We start from the raw sequence: 17,329 nt of genomic DNA, 5'->3' as shown, positions 1-17,329 counted from the left end.
CCACCATTTAAGTAATGAAATTGTTATTCATTTCGTCTCTTACCTGTTATGTACTCTATTATCAATTTTACCACTGTTGTGTTAGAACACTCACTTTCAAATTCTTCAGCTCTTGATTGAGTGAATTTTCCGTACGTTTGCGGCGAGTACTTCCGGACAAGTTCAAGTAGTGCCATCTTCTTTTTTTCACCATCAACAACCCTTGCTTGACCGAAAGCTATAACGCTTTCGTAAGCTGTCGACAGTTGTTCTGGAAGAACTTTTGCCTTTGTTACTACTGAGAAACTTACGTTCTTGTGCACAGAAATGTTTTCAAGCTTTTTTCCAGAGCTCGCACAGTGGAAATAAATCGCACCGTCTTTATAAACATAATTCACTGGCACTGCGTACGGATAGTTACCGTCGTAGGTTGTAAAAAAACCATATTCGCCGATTTTGAGAAGTTCGATAGCATCTCTAATAGGTAATTCTCTGTCTTTTCTTCTCATCTTTGGGAATGGAGATATTCCAAGAGCCTGTTTGACAAGTGTGATTAAGACTCTCGGAGGAATTTGACTTTCGATAGCGATATTTCTGTTCGTGTAAATGTCGAATTCTTCGGTGCTTATTCCTTCACCTAAGTCGTACTCTTTTTCGTATTTTTCAAATTCGTCTTCAGTTTCGATTTCTACCATGTACTTAATATCGATATTGTAAGGAATGTCAAGCTGCATGAACTCATCGAGCACTATTTCTGTGGGCGTATCGGATATGTAGTGTCTGATCTTCACTACAACGGGCTTGCTTGATAATTCGTTGAAGAGTCTTTCCCACATATCTGTATTTTGTTTCCTGATAAATTTGGTTAAATCGTACTCCTCTTCAACTCGTTGAAAACCTTCCACGAGTTCAGACTTAAATGCGGCGATCCAAGTTTCGTTTCCTTTTTTATCCACTGTGTAGCGAATTCTCCATTCTCGACTTTTTGAAAAGTCCCGTTCGCCAAGAAGTTCCAACAACAAAATGCAGTCCGGCAGATACCACTGGACCACACCAATTGAAAATTTTGCCATATTTTTAAGTTTCGTGGCTTGGTTTTCGTCAATCAGATACTTCTTTTCTCTTTCGATGGGCATAGCGCACGCCTCAAAATAAGTTCAAGTTTTGAAAATCATTGAATGGTTGCCGATTCTACCGGATAATCGATCTCTTCGAGCTTTTGTACTACTCTTTCAATGTTATCTGTGTCGATAATGACTTCTTTCTGGGCAACTCTAACTTCAAAGTCCTTCTCTCCAATTTCCTCGAGTGCCTTTGAAATTCTCATCTTGCAGTGGTTGCATGAAATGTCAGGAACTTTCAACAGATACCTTGCCATACGTCTTCGCCTCCTTTGAGATTCGGGGATAATTAAATAGATAAGTGAGTAGCCCTTTCGAACTTATTCCTGATTCTTATTGAGTTAAAAATCACCGTGATTGAGCTCATAGCCATGGCAGCTTCAGCTATCGCCGGATGTAACAACCCAAGCATTGCAAGCGGAATAGCGATGACGTTGTAGAAGAACGCAAATAGCAAATTGACCTTGATAGCTTGGAATGTTATTTTCGATATCTTTATCACATCAGCTACCTTTGATATACCACCCTTTGTTATTATTATATCAGCACTATCGATTGCCAAGTCACTTCCGCTTCCAATTGCAATGCCTATGTCCGCTGCTTTCAGCGCCGCTGCGTCGTTTATTCCATCACCGACCATAATCACTTTCTTGCCGAACGCTTGGAATTTCCGCACAATGTTCAGTTTTTCCTCGGGCTTAACGTTTGCATATACTTGCTCTATGCCAACGATATTTGAAACGTACTTTGCAGTGTTTTCATTGTCGCCTGTAACCATGACAGGAATTATACCTGAATTCTTGAGTTCAGTAATTGCTCTGACAGAATCTTCCCTTATAGCATCTTCGATGACGAAGAAGCCCAATATCTCGTCATCTTTCCTAAACTCGACGATCGATTTTCCTTGAGATGTATATATCGAATAAGAAGCTATGTCTTTCGGTTTCCCAAGAAAATAAGTCACTCCATCTACATTACCCTGAACACCTTTTCCGTGAATTTCGGTAAACTCGATGATTTGAACAACTGTGGCCTTATGGTTTGACAAATATTCCGCAACTGCTCTTGAAAGCGGGTGAGTTGATAAACTCATCAAGCTGTAGGCTATCGGTTTCAATGAATCTTCGATTTGCGCAACGGAAACCTTCGGTTTTCCTTCCGTAATCGTTCCTGTCTTGTCGAAGAGCACATAACCAACGTTCTTGACGGTTTGGATAGCCTCCGCATTTCTAATGAGCAATCCTCTTTTCGCTGCCAAAGAAGTTCCGACTATCAATGCCATTGGAGTTGCCAGTCCCAAAGCACACGGACAAGCGATGACAACCGTGGTTAAGAATACGAATATAGACAGCGAAAGTATGTTTTCAGTGTGGATAGTCCACGGAAGGATATCGCGTATTGAATGAGTCAGCATGTTCATATTCTCGAAATTGAAATACCACAAAAAAGCGCTTATGAGAGCAAGAGCCACAATGGTGGGCACGAAATAATTCGTAATCCTGTCTGCGAGCTGTTGAATTGGCACCTTTGCTCCTTGAGCTTCTTGGACTAACGAAATCATTTTTGACAAAAAGGTATCCTCACCAGTCTTAGTGACACGAGCTTTTATAACACCGTTCACATTCAAAGATCCGCCTATTACTGAGTCGCCCTGTCCTTTTTCAACAGGTATGGGCTCTCCGGTGATCATAGATTCATCTACCAGTGCTGTTCCTTCTATAATTTCTCCATCTGTTGGAATTCGCTCTCCTGGTTTTATCAATAGTATATGACCTTCCTTTATAGCCTCGATGGGAACTGTGAATTCTCCCTTGTCCGTTATAACCTGCGCATCCTTTGATTGAAGCGCAAGTAATTCTTTCACTTGCTTAGATGCTCTATCCCTAAGGTAGGATTCGATGAATCTGCCAAGCAAGTGGAGAGATACTATCATCGCACCGATACTGCCAAATGCGTGGATGTCCATGAAATAAGATAGAGGCGTCGTCAACCAAGCTGTTACAGAGCCAAAGAGTATCAAAGTATCCATATTTGAATGCTTATGCAAAAGGGCGATTGTAGCACCTTTAATAGTATCGCGACCAGCATAGAAAATGACAAGTGCTGCAAATATAAGCTCGAGTTCTTTGAAGTAAGGTATGTGGACGTTATTCATGTGGAAAAGCATCAGAATTGATAGAGGGATGGTTATGATGAGTGCGATTATCAGGTTTGTCTTTATCCTTTTCAATCTCTTCTCCTCGATTGCCTCGACTGGTTCATCAGTAACACCATATCCAACGCTTTCAACCGCTTTTGCCAGAATCTCATCATCTACATCGTCTTCTAAAACAACGAAAGCGGTGTTCGTTGCAAGGTTAACAGCGGCGAATTTGACACCTTCGACTTTTGAAAGAGATTTTTCAACGATTCGTGCGCAATTCGCACACGTCATTCCTGTGATGCGTAAGCTTTTCTTCTTCTCAACATGTTCCATTTCGCTCCCTCCTTACAATTTATATTATACACGATAATCTGAAAAAGTAAATTAGTTATCACTAAGTCAGTGAAGAAAATTTAAAAAGCCCCATGTTTTTTTCGGTAAGAACACAGGGCTTTAAGTTTCTACTATTTTAGAAAATGCCATTTCTAAAATATGTTCATGTTATTCAATGTTATCGATGCTGAGTTGCGAGGCGAGATGGTAGCTTTTTCCGCTGTTTTTCGCGTAGTACATTGCCATATCAGCTTTAATTAGTAAATCCCCAAAGTCAATGCCATCATGCGGATATATTGCTATTCCGAAGTTTGCGGAGACTTTGAATACATGCGACTCCCAGATTATATCTTTTTCTATCTCTTGGAGCGTTCTTTCCACAAATTGTAGATATTCTTTACAATCATATAGTAAGAAGACAAACTCATCCCCACCGATTCGTGCGACAAAATCACTTTTCCTTACAACTTTTTGGAGTCTTTCAGAGATCACTCTAAGTAGATAGTCTCCTACTCTGTGGCCAAAAGAGTCGTTAACAATTTTGAATCTCAGAAGATCAACGTACACTACGCATATGTTTTTTCCTTCCCTTTTTGCAAGGTTCATCATTCTTTCAGCTTCAATTTCAAGCGCTCTTCTGTTTGGTAGTTGTGTTAGAGCATCTCTTGTGGATAAGAATTCAAGCATGTCTTTTTGTTTCAACAACTCTTCTTCAAGTTTTAACCTTTCGAATACAACACCTATCTGGGTAGCGAAGAGTGTGGCGATTCTAACTGAAAAATCATTAAACGTATGTACTTTTTCAAAATTGTCGATATTTAAAAATGCCGCGATTTCATTGTTTACAATGATTGGAACAGAAAGCATAGCTTTGATTTCGTTAACTCTTCCGTATTTGTCTAATATTTGAAACCTCTCATCTTTGAGCTTCTCTGAGTCGAAACCCTGAAGGTGCGTTATTATTTTTACTTTAGGATCCATACTTTGCGCCAGCTCTTCAGGAAGGAACCAGACCTTTTTCAGTTCTTCGAAGTTGTATCCAACACAAGCACTAAATTTATATCTATCGCCATCTTTCACAAGAACCGAGCCTGCTTGTGCGCCCGGAATTATTTCTATTGCTTTTTCTAATATCAGTTGATATGAAGGTTTTACGGAACCTCTTAGCATATCTTGGCTTAGCTGGATTACTGAATTTAGCGCTTTATTAAGAGTTGATTCTATATCTAATTCTCGACGTACGTACATTTCGTAAACAACAGTAATTGCTATCAATAACAGTAGAACGAAAGACATGATTATTGGAATTTCGCTAATTGTGAGTAATCTTTCGTATCTCAAACCATATGCTAGATCTCTTACTAAGTTACTCTTCGCAGTTGTTATTCGTATATTGTGTATTTCAAAGTTTCTTAGAATAGGGCCTACATCAATTCGGATACTGGCTCTTTTGTCAGGTAGAAATCTCTCACCAAAAGAATCGAATATTTTGTATTCAACGATAAGGAATGTCCCTTCACTTCTTATTGAGTAAAATCCATTCGGAGGGTTAGCACTTTCAAAAGTAACGTCTACAATGAACGGATAGTCCTTTTTCATCTCTCTTTGAAGCTTTCTCATGCTTTCATGGTCCTGTTTTGAGACAGCATTGTACATATCGTCCCATTGAAAGTATGCTCGCGATACTTCCATTGCTTGAGTTTCCATAATGTTCTTGAATAGCAACCTGAAAGATTTATCTTCATTTTCAAGGTATATTCTCAGAAATATGATGAATGAGAATGTTATAATCCCAAGTAGTAGAAAATAAATCCAACTTTTTGATTTCACATCGTTCCCTCCGAGAAGGAATTTTATTCGATAATATTTTACCATGTTTTCTTAATTTTTATATTTAAAAATATCTGATAAAATAATATACGATTATCAACTTAAGGTTTTTGCCCTGGAGGTGCATATCATGATTTTTACATTAACTATGAATCCCTGCCTTGATAGGTACATCTACGTTGACGAGCTTATTCTGGACGATACTATCCGTGCACAGAAAGTGGTAGATTATCCAGCGGGTAAAGGAATCGATGTATCAAGAGTAATAAAAGAACTCGGCGGAGTATCGATTGCTATAGCGCTCGTTGGTGGAGATAATGGTCGCAAGCTCGAAGAGATGTTAGATAGAGAGGGGGTCATCTACTCTTCCATCCGCGTGCCACAAGAAACAAGAATGAATGTTATATTAGAAACTAACAAAGGTCAGTACAGAATAAGCATGCCGGGTGAGAAGATAAGTGTCAAGAAGTTGCAGGTTGTACTTGAAGTTCTCAATGCACTTGTTAGACCGGGGGATGTTGTAGTCGTCTCAGGTAGCTTGCCAAAAGGAGTTGTTGCCGAATTCTACACAGGTATAGTCTTTTCGCTGAAGCAGTGGGGAGCAACAGTATATTTCGATGCTGATGGTGATAAGCTCAAAGCAGGATTGATTGGACAGCCGGACTATATAAAGCCAAACCTTCACGAATTCCAAAGGCTGATTGGAAAACACGTTTCAAGACATGTAGAAATTGTCGAAGAAGCAAGGAAGATAATTAATATCCATGAATTGAAGGGAATATTGTTGACCCTTGGCGGTGACGGTGCGTACTTTATATCAAAAGATAAGGTTCTTTATACAAAAACAATAAAAGTGAATGTAAAGAGTGCAGTAGGTGCAGGAGATTCATTCTTAGCTGGTTTTGTACTTAAGAAAGCAGAAGGTACGTCAGATGAGGAAGCATTAAGGTGGGCAAACGCCGCAGGTACCGCTGCGGTTATGACACCTGGAACAAGGTTGTGTAGAAGGAATGATGTTGAAAAATTGATTGAGAAAGTGGAGATTGAGGAGGTAAAGTAAATAATAAAGAACATCGTGCCATTTCAGGCACGATGTTTCTTAACTCCTTTGGATTATTTTAACTTATCTTTTGCATCCTCTTCCAAAGTTTCCTTTGTCTTGTGCATGTTTTGGACCTTTGAGGCTTGAAACGTCTATTGATTTTCCCTCAAGTTTTACCTGCTCTGCGACTATGTAGCTTCCACTTGTTGAGGTTGCGAGTTTTCCAACGATTTCTATCGACTGTCCGGCTTTAACTTCTGCCACTCTGAATATTGGACCTGCGTGAACATCGTATACCTTATCTCCAACTTGCACTTTCAGTGTGAGTCCAGATTGTGGGGCGAATGCGAACTCTTTGACTGTACCCTTGAATGTCTCTGTCGAACCTAACGTTGTGCCCGCTGGTAAGTTTCTGTAAAGTCTTGTTACCTGAGATGCCGTTGCTGTTTGAGATGTTTGTGGTGCTCGCTGTTGTGCATAGCCACTTCTGAAACCTCTCGCTGGACCGAATGCGAAGATGCTGCTTACCGCTGAGACTCCTAAAACCAATACCACTAAGAACTTTTTCATATACATTCGCCTCCTGTTTTGTTTTCTTTTTTGCCATTTTCATCGTGGGCAATCATAGTATAGCTAAATAACCTTAGAAAATACTTATCATGAGCTTAGAAGATGCTTAGAGTTTCTAAATAATCACAGCTGTGAAAAATTTCCATTGATATGTCAAAAGATACTTAATTTGTGAGAAAATATCTTCGGCAATCTATCTTAAGATTTCCGGTAATAAGTCAAGAGGAGAAAAAATAGAAAAATAAAAAACCTAGTCAACTCTTTGACTTTCAATAACTTAATATTTCACTTTCATTCTTCACATACTTGATTTCGTTCTTTTTACCTATTTCATCGGTACATACGGTACGTTGTTCTTTAGTAAATAATACACTAAATTTACTAATTTCCTTGCAGTTAATATTAGCGCTCTCATGTGTTTGTGTGTTGTTGCTTCTGCGTACTTTTTGCGATAATATTCTTTGTATACAGGATCGTATGTCTTTACTCCGTTCGCTGCCATTACTAGGTATGTTCTTAGATACTTGTTCCCTTTTTTCGTTAGTTGGTTGTTTTCTGATTTGTAATTTCCACTTTGATTGATTGTCCATACAAGCCCTGCGTATGATGCTAACGCTGAGGCTTTTTCGAAACGATTGATGTCTCCTATTTCGGCTATAATTCCAGCTGCAGTTATTTCTCCTATCCCTTTGACTGTTGTTAGTGTGTTCGGAATTACTTTAAGTAATTTACTTATTTCTTTCTTTACTAGTTCGATTTGTTTTTCATAGTGCTGTATCAAATCGATAGTGGAAACAATAGATATTCTCAGAGTGTTTGAAGGATTAACAGACAACCTCAAGGCATCTTTAGCAAGAGTTTGGAGTTTTTCTGCTAAGACTTGTGAAGAGACATTGTGTCTGGAAATTTTCGCAATATATTCAAATAACTCTTCAATTGGCATGTTTGCGATTTCTTCGATTGTATAATCTTTAAGCAGGCATTCGAAAGTCTTATTTAGTTTAAAGTCAAGTTTAGGGAAATAAAGAGAAACATACGAATAGAGCCTAAGTTTCAATCGAGCGATATCTTCGTTGAACTTTAAATAAAGTCTGGTGAGATTACGAAGCTCAGAGATGATATATGAGTTATTGACAAAAGGGACTAAAGACTCAGGAAATTTAGAAGCGATAGAGAAAATAAGTTCAGCATCGATTTTGTCAGTTTTAGGACGATTGAGAATTTTGCGATAGAGCTTAATGTTATCAGTTTTAACCCAAAAGACAGGTACGTTGTTTTGAAAGAAGAAGTTAGCGACATTAAAAGAAAAAACACCAGTTGATTCAAGGACAAGAGAAAAATCGGAAGAAGAAGCAAAAGCTTTGTTAAAAAGTTCAACAATGCCTTGAGGAGAGTTCTCAACAGTCCCACTACCGATGAAATCAGAAAAGAAAGAAAGATAGTTCTTTGAGACATCAATAGCTAAAATAGCCAAAGGAATCACCTCCGGATTGAGTACAGCCTTACAACCTCGCGGTACATAAGAAAACGAGGCAAAACATTTTCCGGCAAGTAAAAAGCTGTACTCTAGTTAGGCAATCTTATTTAAGAGAACAAAGTCTCAAGGAGGGGCAACCTGAAACTATTTTACCAGAGGTGTTAAAAAATATGCATTCAATTTTCAAAGACCAATTTTAATTTTTACCGAACTTATTATACGAAGGAGGGAGTAGGATGAGACGTTCAGTTGTTGCTCTGCTGGTTGTTGTTTTTTCAATTGTTTTCATGTTTGGTGCTCTGAAAGTTGAGGGAAACAAGGTTATTTTCACTTTCAGCTATCCTACAGCAAACACTGTCCATCTTGCTGGAACTTTCAACAGCTGGTCCACGACTGCCAATCCGATGAAAAAAGAAGGCGATGTTTGGGTCACAGAGCTCGAGCTCAAGCCGGGTACTTACCAGTACAAGTTTGTAATTGATGGTGGAAAAACTTGGAAGGAAGACCCGGATGCACCAGGTTACACCGACGATGGTTTTGGTGGAAAGAATGGAGTCTTCACACTTGCTCTTAAGGATGGAAAATTAATTATCCTCGCCCCTGCAGCTGAGATAAAAGAAAAGATCGAGATTAATGCAGACAGAGAAGAAAATTTCTATATCGAAGATAACGCGTATGTTGTAATAAAGTTCTACAAACCAGAGGCAAAATATGTCTTTATTGCTGGTTCATTCAACAATTGGAGCTCGACAGATACGGAATGTTACAGTGCAGGCGACGGTTGGTGGGAAGCGGTTTTAGAGCTTTCACAGGGGATTTACCAATACAAATTCGTAGTTGATGGAAAAGACTGGGTAGTAGATCCGAATGCTCCTGCGTACGTTGACGATGGCTTCGGTGGAAAGAACGGTGTGTTTGAAGTCTGGAAAGAAGACGGCGTTCTGAAAGTTGGAGCACCAAGAATTCAGAAGGAAGAAGAACCAAAAGCCGAATTGCCAAAAGAAAACATTGTGAAGTCTGTTGAGTACGCAGTTGACGGAAAGATCTCCGAAGCAGAAAAGGCAACAGCATATTTTGAAAGTAAAGGCGTTGTCGCATACGTCGCGAGGACGTCAACAGCTGCTTACGTTGGAGTTCTTTTGGATAAACCAGCAACGCAATATCTTGGTCAGAGTGTGCTTGTTGAAGTTTACACCGATGCTCCAAAAATGACGTCTTTTAACAAAAAGACATATAACGGAACGCAACTTTCAAAACCAGTTGGATTTAGATTTTCAATAAACATGAGAACATGGCAAGCAAGAAAGAGAGGTTCGTTCTTTGCGGCTGCCGGAGACGATTCATGGATACTCCAAGCTAATCCATTCAGAGTTGCGGTGGATGAAGCTGTCGAATTCGAAATACCGTACGATATACTCGGTGTGAAGAGCGGAGAAACGTTCAATCTTTATGTTGTTGTATCTGTAGAAGGTAAGGACGAAGTGGTGCCATCCGATGGTGTGGCAATCAAGGCTCCAACGATGATTTCCGGAAACGTAATTGCAAAGTTTGTTGACAAAATTGGCGACGATTACGGCTTTGGAACGTACACATATCCAAAGGACCCAGCTTTCGCACCTTACAAAGGGCTTTGGGACATAGTTGAGATGCAAGTACTTGAAAATGAAGATGCATATGTGTTTGCGATAAAATTTGGTGAAATGACGAACCCATGGGCATCTCCAAAGGGGTTCTCACACCAGCTAATAAACATCTACCTTGATACAAAAGACGGAGGAAGAACGAACACATACAAAGAGGGTGCGAGAGTGCAGTTTACACAGCCGTGGGATTATTTTGTAAAAGTTGCGGGTTGGCCTGATGATAGGATAGTCTTTGCAACGGCGGATGGTAAAGAGATTCCAGAAGCCATAACATACGAAGCGGACCCAGCTGAGAAGGTTATTTACATAATAGTCTTCAAAAAATACTTAGAAGTGAAAACAGGAATAAGGGCTTACGTCCTATCTATGAGTCAAGATGGATTCGGAGCGGACCACATAAGACCCATCACAAAAGACTCAACACAGTGGACACTCGGCGGATATCCAATGGATTCCAAAGACTACGCACCATTCGTGCTTGATACAATTGTTCCAGAAGGGTACACTCAAGAACAAGTTCTAAAATCATACGTTCCGGAAAAAGAATACGCAAAGTTGATACCGGTAGTAATCAAATAACGAAAATGGAAAGAACAAAAGGGCGGTTTTGAACTGCCCTTTTGTTTTAAAATCCTTGAGTGATATAATAGAATTGAAGAAACTTTGAGAAGCTTGGGGGATTGATTGATGGAGTTAATAAATGAATTTCTGAAAAATACGAAGGTTACACGAAAGCAGCTGGAAAGCTATACAAAGCATCCAATCATGGAGAAGAAATATCCAAAAAGGCACATGTATGTTTTACTCAGGAAATATGCAGAAGATTTTTTCAAAGCAGGAACAGAGCCGAGGTTTATCGGAATTGTTGGGTTGCGTGGTGTTGGAAAAACAACGTTGATGTGGCAAATTGCAGAATACATCTACAATAATATAACTAAAAATATGTACTTCTTTAACGTCAACACAATAACTGCTATCAACAGCAATATAATAAAAATTATGCAAGATTTCCAAAATCATATTTTAAAAGCAAGATTTTCAGAATACAATGAACCAATTGTTCTGCTCTTCGACGAAGTCCACGACGACCCTAATTGGGCAAAGGCGATGAAAATCTTGTACGATGAGGCAAGAACAGCTTTCATATTGTGTACTGGTTCATCTGCACTTTTGATAAATCAAACCCCAGATATCGCTCGGAGGATTAAAACAGAAAGGCTTTATCCTCTTAGCTTCACTGAATTTGTAACCGCAAAATCTTTCTATGCCAACGAAGAGAGGTTATTACCTGAAAAGGGAATTTCACTTGAACTTGAGAATGCGTTATTTTACAGTCAAACAATCGAAGAAGCAAAAAAAAGAATTGAAGATATAAAGCCAAGAATCAGCGATTATCTTTCCAAAGTCTCTAAGGTGTTTTCTAAAAACGGAAAAGAAGAGAACCACATATACATCTACGTTGATGATTATCTCAAGTTCTACAACATTCCTTACTTCATACTCTATAAAGATAAGTTCAGAATATACGAAGAGGTTCAAACGTTGTTTACCAGAATTATACACGAAGATGTAGGACGTCTGTCAGATACTGAGATTAATGCAGAGCAAATGCTGAAATTGCTTATCCGAATTGCTGGCTCTGATGAGATAAATATCGATTCAATCTCTCAGAACTATGGCATTAATAAAAAAGAAATTGAAAATATTATAAGTGTACTCGAAAAATCTGAGGTTCTAAACGTTTTGAACCCATACGGTGGTATCGATTCAAAGTTAACGAAGAATAAAAAAGCCTTCTTTATGTCCCCGACACTGAGGATGGCGCTACTTTATTCTATATACAAAATGGATATACCTGAACAATTTGTGGATAAGATATACGAAGATATAGTTGTTCTTTATGTAAGGAGGAGGGTACAAAACGGGTTCCTCAGTTACGTTACAACAAGTTCGGAAAAGACCCCAGATTTTGTTTTGGAAACTCGAGACAGGCCAATTCTGCTTGAAGTTGGTAAAGGAAAACGAACAGCTAAACAAATCTACCGCAGTGAAATAAAGGATTATAGGTATGGTATATTGATTTCAAAAGCATTTGATGATGTGTACTTCAGTGAAAATACCGTAAAGCTGCCGCTGAGCTGGTTCCTGTTAATATAATATATGCATTTTCTCAGACAAAAACGTGAAAGGGCGGTTCAAAAACCGCCCTTTTCAATTTTCTACTGTATCTCCTTACCTTTCGTTTCAACTGCCAAAAGCACCACAACGACTGCTGCCAATAATGATAACCCTGCAAGCCATGAGAAGATTTCGAGCAAGGACTTGTTCAGCGATAGCATGTAGCCCCCGAACTGAGGGGCTAATATTCCTGCTATCCTTGCGATAACACCAGCCATCCCATTCCCAGTCCCGCGCATGGGGGTTGGGTACAGCTCAGGTGTATACGCATACACAAGCCCCCAAACACCGAGCGTGAAGAATGAAAGAAGCAGTGCCGTCAAAATAAGTTGTACTGAGCTTGTTACAAAAGCCCACAGGATAGACGAAATAGCCATTCCAATGAAATAAATCACGAGAGATTTCTTCCTGCCTATCCTCTCAATGAAGTATGCAGCAGACAAGTAGCCCGGAAGCTGAGCAACCATCATGAAGAACGTGAACCAGAGCGATTTTGTAGTGCTGAGCCCCTGCTGTGCGAAGATTTTCGGAGCCCATGAGAAGAGCACGTAGTACACAAAACTAACGACAAACCATGAAGTCCAAATCATAACTGTTTTGGTTAAATAAGGTGGTTTAAGAATATCGGCTATGCTGAACTTACTTTTTGGTAGAGGTTCAATCTCAGCCTGTATGCTGATGCCGAGGACATTTTCTAAACCTTTCTTTCCATGCTTTTTGAATACGAACTTTGGTGATTCTGAGAGTTTGAAGAGTATTGGTAACATGACAATTCCGGAGAAGAAGCTCCAATAACTTATCCGCCAAGAGTGTTGTGTTGTCAAGACTGCTACAAGACCAATTGCGATACTGCCAATCGCCCAGCTAGCCTCCAAAAGTACCAGATAACGCCCTCTTATAGCCTTCCCTATGAATTCAGACAGATACGCATTTACAGACGGCATCAACCCACCATAGCCTATACCAGCAAGAAATCTTAAAAATAAAAACGCACTTGGAGTTTTCGAAAAACCGAGCAACCCTGTAAAAACAACGGTGAATAAGAAATAGAAAATATTCGACAACTTTCTGCCAAACAAATCAGCGATCAGACCAACGCTTAGAGCTCCCACAAGCATTCCAAGAAACGTGGAGCTCAGAATGTTGGCAGACTGCTGGACTGATAATCCCCACTCTTGAACAATCGAAGGAAGTGTAAAAGACAAAACAAGCACACCTGCTGCGTCGAACAGCCAAAGAACGGAAGTGATGAGTAACATGAGCTTTTGAAGCTTTAAACCAACGTGCGTTTCAATAACCTTGTCGACGGTGTTCAAGCGCTATCCCTCCTTTTGGAAAACGTATATTTATTTTACACTACATGTAAAGTATTGTCAAATACAACCTTTGCACTATAAATTCCCAAGAACTGAAATTTAATCTCTCGTTTATGTGAGGCACGAGTATGAACTCTATAGTGATTTTTCTTACATTGAATAATAGTTTAATAAACTTATGCAGGTGTTTAAATTAATCATCTTAAAATGTAACTTTATGGTATAATCCTATGTTAAATATACTTAGACGGGATATATATCACTTACAAGAGGAGGGAAAGACTTATGAAGTTAAAATATCTTCCTGTTTTGATTGCTACTATTGTAGTTGCCGGATTTGTTGTCACATTTATCATTCAGATGAACTTTTCAAAGAAAATTCAGGAACATTGGATCGAAACTTACGATACGGTTGCCGGAGAGGTCGTGCAAGAAGTTGTGGATGGAATTGCTGGAGTGTTGAAAACGGTTCTAACTGATTCTTTGAATGACCCGACCATACTCGAATATCTGGCAAACGGTGATAGAGACTCGCTGCGCGATTATTTGATTCCAAGCTACGAAGATTTCAAAAGAAACGGAATAGAGATCTTTCAGTTTATCACTCCGGATTTGAAGAGTTTTCTAAGAATGCACAAGCCAGAAAAGTATGGTGATGATCTAAGCTTCAGAAAAGCGTTGTTGAATGTTGCAAGCAATAAATCAGATGTGGTGACGTACGAAATTGGTGCAAGCGGCATTGGGTTAAGAAGTATAAAGCCGGTTTTCAAAGATGGGCAGTTTATAGCAATTGCTGAACTTGGTTTATACTTGAACAAGAGTTTTTTAGAAGACATCCCGAATGAACAGAATTTTGTGCAATTGTACGATGAAGATGGCAAAAAGTTAGAAAAGCCAATAGTAGTAACCGAAAATGAAGATTTGACAAAGGAAATAAGTAGCGAGGACCTTAGAAAGTTTATCGAAAACGAGGATTATTATTTTCTGAATAATGGATTTTTGTACAACGTGATTCACATGAAAGACGTTGAGGGGAATGTAGTCGGATTGCTCATCAGCAAGACATCACTTAAAGAGGAGGTTGCACTCCAGAAAAAGCGCAATTTAATGACAACTTTCTTAATGAGTTTGGTAATTGTTGTTATAGTGGTTGTTCTTTTCATGATCCTTAGGAGTATCAATAAACAAGTTAAGTCAATTAACTTAACACTTGAGAAAGTTGCAAGCGGAGACCTTACTGTTAAGTTGCATGGAACAAGTAACGAGATAGGTGCTATAGCAAACACGTTGAATGAAACGCTGCGCAAATTACAAGCTTTGTTCAAAGATTCTCAAATGAGCTTTGTAGATATTAACAAAGCTGTTTCCAACTACAGCATGGTTACAAACCAGGTTGAAGATGTTGTAAATCAAACTGTGAGTGTTATAGAAAATGTAACAGACATGATAGAGAGCGTTTCTGCGGCAATAGAGGAGACAAACTCTGGTGCTGAAGAGACAGCGACAGCAGCTCAGAACGTTTCGAATAGTGCTCAGGAGATTTCATCGGTAACCGCGAGGGCATTTAACGAGATTGTGAGTTCCAGAGAGAATGTCCAAAAATTAGTAGAAAGCATCCAGAGTACGATACATTCATCAAACAAATCACTGGAAGTAACATTGTCGTTGGTGGACTACTCAAAGCAAATACAGACGATTGTTGAAACAATAAATTCTATAGCGGAGCAGACAAATTTGCTCGCTTTAAACGCGGCGATAGAGGCGGCAAGAGCAGGAGAAGCGGGAAGAGGATTTGCAGTCGTCGCAGATGAGATAAGGAAGCTGGCAGAAGAGAGTAAGAAGTCAACGAGTGATATACAGAGTATACTGAATAACATACAAATTGGTGTAGAAAAAGTCAGCATGTCGGTAAACGAAAATGCAGGTGTACTGAACGAGTCAAGAAAGAGTGTGGAAAAGGTTAGGGATGTCTTTGATAATATATACAAATTGATGGAAATAATAAACAATAAAGCAGAGACTCTGGCGGCCGCAAGTGAAGAACAAAGTGCGTCTGCACAAGAGATAAGCTCGGCAATGCAGAGCGCAACGAACAACGTGAATGAAATAGTTGCACGGACGAGTGAACTTACAGAAGAGATAAACAAAGTGAAAAACCTGCTTCCAGAGGTTCACAAAGCGGATACAGAAGTTAGTAACACGATCCTGAGGATATCAGAAAATGTGAGAAAAAATATAGTGGTGTCTGAGAAAGAAGATTATGTGCAAGAAATAGAAAAAGCGATTAAAGTCCACAGAACTTGGCTGGAGAGGCTATACAATTCGGTGAAGAACGGGAGAGAAGAGATGCTACAATTCAACCCACACAGGTGTGCGTTCGGAACAATATATGACTTTACAAGACCACCAGAAGGCATGGAAAGCATGTGGGAAGAAGTTGGGAAATTGCACGAACAGGTACACTACAATGGTGAGAAAGTGATGGAATACGTGAAACATGGCAAATTGCAGGAGGCAGAAAGGGCTTACAGAGAAGTGGAAGGAACTGCAAATAGATTGATATCGTTGTTGGAAGAGATAAAAAAGCAATGTGGAGAAATGAGTTGCTAAAGTTTAATTGCTACAAAAGTGGGCGAGAGCCCACTTTTTTGTTTTTGTGGTATAATTTACATGTGCATGTTAAAGTCTGTGTCAAGGTTATTTGCGACCTGTTGATTTCAAAGGAGGTTTTATGATGATTAAGTGGAACTTGTACTCATTTGGGTATTTCATCCCACGTTGGTTCAAATGGGAGGATGCAACGAAGTTTGTTACCGTCTACGGAACGTATGAAATAGGTGATTGGGTTTTCCAAGAGTCGAAACTGGAAATAGAATTAATCGAAGTGCCTGACGAAGTTAGAGACCTTCGCGAAATTTACGAATTTCCGTGGGAAAGATTCAAGGTTCTCCCAACTGAGAAAACAATAGTCGTAAAGCGTGGAAACCCGGAGGATATTGCCGAGACCGAGTTTGAAAAAATCGTATTAGAGGAAGATACTGAAAAAAGTTAATAGGTATGTTTTTCAAAAAGCGAGGGCAGTTTGAAGAACTGCCCTTTTATTTTTAATTCTTGTAGATATATACTATACGGCATATAGATTTCGGGGGGTGTAGTCACCCTTTTATTTTTAATTCTTGTAGATATATCTTCTTGGGTGAAATGAATGAACAGAAGTTTAGATGATCTGAATCTTGAGTTCAGAACGTTGCTTCAGAAATTCATAATAGAGTGCCAAAATGTTGGTGTAAAGGTATTGATTTACAACACTTTGAGAACAAAAGAGGAACAATATGCACTGTATTTGCAAGGCAGAGCACCTGTTGAGAAAGTAAACGAAGCCCGTAAGAAGGCTGGTTTACCACCTATCAGTTCATCAGAAAATCGAGTAGTCACTAATCTTAGAGATTCTCCGCATTGTCACGGCTTAGCAGCTGATTTCGTACCTGTTGTTGATGGAAAAGTTGTTTGGAATGATCATAAACTTTGGGCGATTTGCGGGAAAATCGCAGAGAGAGTTGGGCTGGAGTGGGGCGGCTCTTGGAAGGATTTTCCGGACTATCCACACCTGCAGATGAAAAATTGGAGGCGGTTTTTGAAGAATGGCAAGCAAGAGTGAGATTCATAAAAGGATTTCGTATGTATGCTGGGCGGAAGA

Annotated in this window: 13 protein-coding genes; 6 read left to right on the top strand and 7 right to left on the bottom strand. The window is 39.4% G+C overall.

Annotated features, from left to right (window positions below):
• Positions 1–23: 23 nt before the first annotated feature.
• The 4 genes from IB67_RS02845 to IB67_RS02830 all read right to left on the bottom strand — a co-directional run bounded on the left by IB67_RS02845 (position 24) and on the right by IB67_RS02830 (position 5,406).
• Positions 24–1,115 (bottom strand): pyridoxamine 5'-phosphate oxidase family protein, encoded by a 1,092-nt coding sequence (locus IB67_RS02845; protein WP_245789587.1) that lies wholly within the window; start codon positions 1,113–1,115, stop codon positions 24–26.
• 35 nt (positions 1,116–1,150) lie between these two features.
• Positions 1,151–1,357 (bottom strand): heavy-metal-associated domain-containing protein, encoded by a 207-nt coding sequence (locus IB67_RS02840; protein ID WP_072759646.1) that lies wholly within the window; start codon positions 1,355–1,357, stop codon positions 1,151–1,153.
• 32 nt (positions 1,358–1,389) lie between these two features.
• A complete protein-coding gene (locus IB67_RS02835; RefSeq protein WP_072759645.1) occupies positions 1,390–3,576 on the bottom strand; it encodes a heavy metal translocating P-type ATPase in 2,187 nt (728 codons plus the stop codon).
• A gap of 168 nt (positions 3,577–3,744) precedes the next feature.
• Complete coding sequence (locus IB67_RS02830) at positions 3,745–5,406, bottom strand: sensor domain-containing diguanylate cyclase (protein WP_424695456.1); 1,662 nt, start codon at positions 5,404–5,406, stop codon at positions 3,745–3,747.
• Between the two features lie 130 nt (positions 5,407–5,536).
• On the opposite strand from IB67_RS02830, the gene IB67_RS02825 reads away from it, so the two are divergent.
• The gene (locus IB67_RS02825; RefSeq protein ID WP_498875450.1) at positions 5,537–6,466 is read left to right on the top strand and encodes a 1-phosphofructokinase family hexose kinase; all 930 of its coding nucleotides are present in this window, start codon (positions 5,537–5,539) and stop codon (positions 6,464–6,466) included.
• A gap of 63 nt (positions 6,467–6,529) precedes the next feature.
• Here the strand turns inward: IB67_RS02825 and IB67_RS02820 are convergent, their stop codons facing one another.
• Entirely contained in the window at positions 6,530–7,018 is a 489-nt protein-coding gene (locus tag IB67_RS02820) for a hypothetical protein (protein WP_498875449.1), read from the bottom strand.
• A 325-nt stretch (positions 7,019–7,343) separates the two neighbouring features.
• Positions 7,344–8,492 carry an IS110 family RNA-guided transposase gene (locus tag IB67_RS02815; protein ID WP_164542215.1) on the bottom strand — a complete coding sequence of 383 codons (1,149 nt, stop codon included), beginning with the start codon at positions 8,490–8,492 and terminating at the stop codon, positions 7,344–7,346.
• Positions 8,493–8,782: 290 nt separating this feature from the next.
• On the opposite strand from IB67_RS02815, the gene IB67_RS02810 reads away from it, so the two are divergent.
• The gene (locus tag IB67_RS02810; protein ID WP_498875510.1) at positions 8,783–10,717 is read left to right on the top strand and encodes a glucodextranase DOMON-like domain-containing protein; all 1,935 of its coding nucleotides are present in this window, start codon (positions 8,783–8,785) and stop codon (positions 10,715–10,717) included.
• Between the two features lie 108 nt (positions 10,718–10,825).
• Positions 10,826–12,295 (top strand): ATP-binding protein, encoded by a 1,470-nt coding sequence (locus IB67_RS02805; protein WP_498875448.1) that lies wholly within the window; start codon positions 10,826–10,828, stop codon positions 12,293–12,295.
• A gap of 62 nt (positions 12,296–12,357) precedes the next feature.
• On the opposite strand, the gene IB67_RS02800 is transcribed toward IB67_RS02805, so the two are convergent.
• Positions 12,358–13,575: an MFS transporter gene (locus IB67_RS02800; protein WP_498875509.1), complete on the bottom strand. Its 1,218-nt coding sequence runs from the start codon at positions 13,573–13,575 to the stop codon at positions 12,358–12,360.
• Between the two features lie 342 nt (positions 13,576–13,917).
• Between IB67_RS02800 and IB67_RS02795 the strand changes: the two genes are divergently transcribed.
• From IB67_RS02795 to IB67_RS02785, 3 genes are all read left to right on the top strand, one after another.
• Positions 13,918–16,242, top strand: coding sequence for a methyl-accepting chemotaxis protein (locus IB67_RS02795; protein ID WP_498875447.1), 2,325 nt, complete (start codon positions 13,918–13,920; stop codon positions 16,240–16,242).
• Positions 16,243–16,366: 124 nt separating this feature from the next.
• Positions 16,367–16,684, top strand: a complete 318-nt coding sequence (locus tag IB67_RS02790; RefSeq protein WP_072759609.1) for a hypothetical protein — start codon at positions 16,367–16,369, stop codon at positions 16,682–16,684.
• A gap of 153 nt (positions 16,685–16,837) precedes the next feature.
• Entirely contained in the window at positions 16,838–17,290 is a 453-nt protein-coding gene (locus IB67_RS02785; protein WP_072759608.1) for a M15 family metallopeptidase, read from the top strand.
• The last annotated feature ends 39 nt before the right edge of the window (positions 17,291–17,329 follow it).

It is taken from the genome of Fervidobacterium riparium, assembly GCF_025370035.1.
Lineage (GTDB): Bacteria > Thermotogota > Thermotogae > Thermotogales > Fervidobacteriaceae > Fervidobacterium > Fervidobacterium gondwanense.
The sequence above is the reverse complement of the archived record's forward strand: the minus strand, read 5'-3'. Positions and strand labels throughout refer to the sequence as shown.

Excerpts from the sequence above, each read along its gene's own strand:
- IB67_RS02835 (WP_072759645.1), bottom strand. The coding sequence starts at position 3,576 with ATGGAACATGTTGAGAAGAAGAAAAGCTTACGCATCACAGGAATGACG.
- IB67_RS02800 (WP_498875509.1), bottom strand. The coding sequence starts at position 13,575 with ATGTTACTCATCACTTCCGTTCTTTGGCTGTTCGACGCAGCAGGTGTG.
- IB67_RS02805 (WP_498875448.1), top strand. The coding sequence starts at position 10,826 with ATGGAGTTAATAAATGAATTTCTGAAAAATACGAAGGTTACACGAAAG.
- IB67_RS02785 (WP_072759608.1), top strand. The coding sequence starts at position 16,838 with ATGAACAGAAGTTTAGATGATCTGAATCTTGAGTTCAGAACGTTGCTT.
- IB67_RS02840 (WP_072759646.1), bottom strand. The coding sequence starts at position 1,357 with ATGGCAAGGTATCTGTTGAAAGTTCCTGACATTTCATGCAACCACTGC.
- IB67_RS02825 (WP_498875450.1), top strand. The coding sequence starts at position 5,537 with ATGATTTTTACATTAACTATGAATCCCTGCCTTGATAGGTACATCTAC.
- IB67_RS02810 (WP_498875510.1), top strand. The coding sequence starts at position 8,783 with ATGTTTGGTGCTCTGAAAGTTGAGGGAAACAAGGTTATTTTCACTTTC.
- IB67_RS02845 (WP_245789587.1), bottom strand. The coding sequence starts at position 1,115 with ATGCCCATCGAAAGAGAAAAGAAGTATCTGATTGACGAAAACCAAGCC.
- IB67_RS02795 (WP_498875447.1), top strand. The coding sequence starts at position 13,918 with ATGAAGTTAAAATATCTTCCTGTTTTGATTGCTACTATTGTAGTTGCC.
- IB67_RS02820 (WP_498875449.1), bottom strand. The coding sequence starts at position 7,018 with ATGAAAAAGTTCTTAGTGGTATTGGTTTTAGGAGTCTCAGCGGTAAGC.
- IB67_RS02790 (WP_072759609.1), top strand. The coding sequence starts at position 16,367 with ATGATTAAGTGGAACTTGTACTCATTTGGGTATTTCATCCCACGTTGG.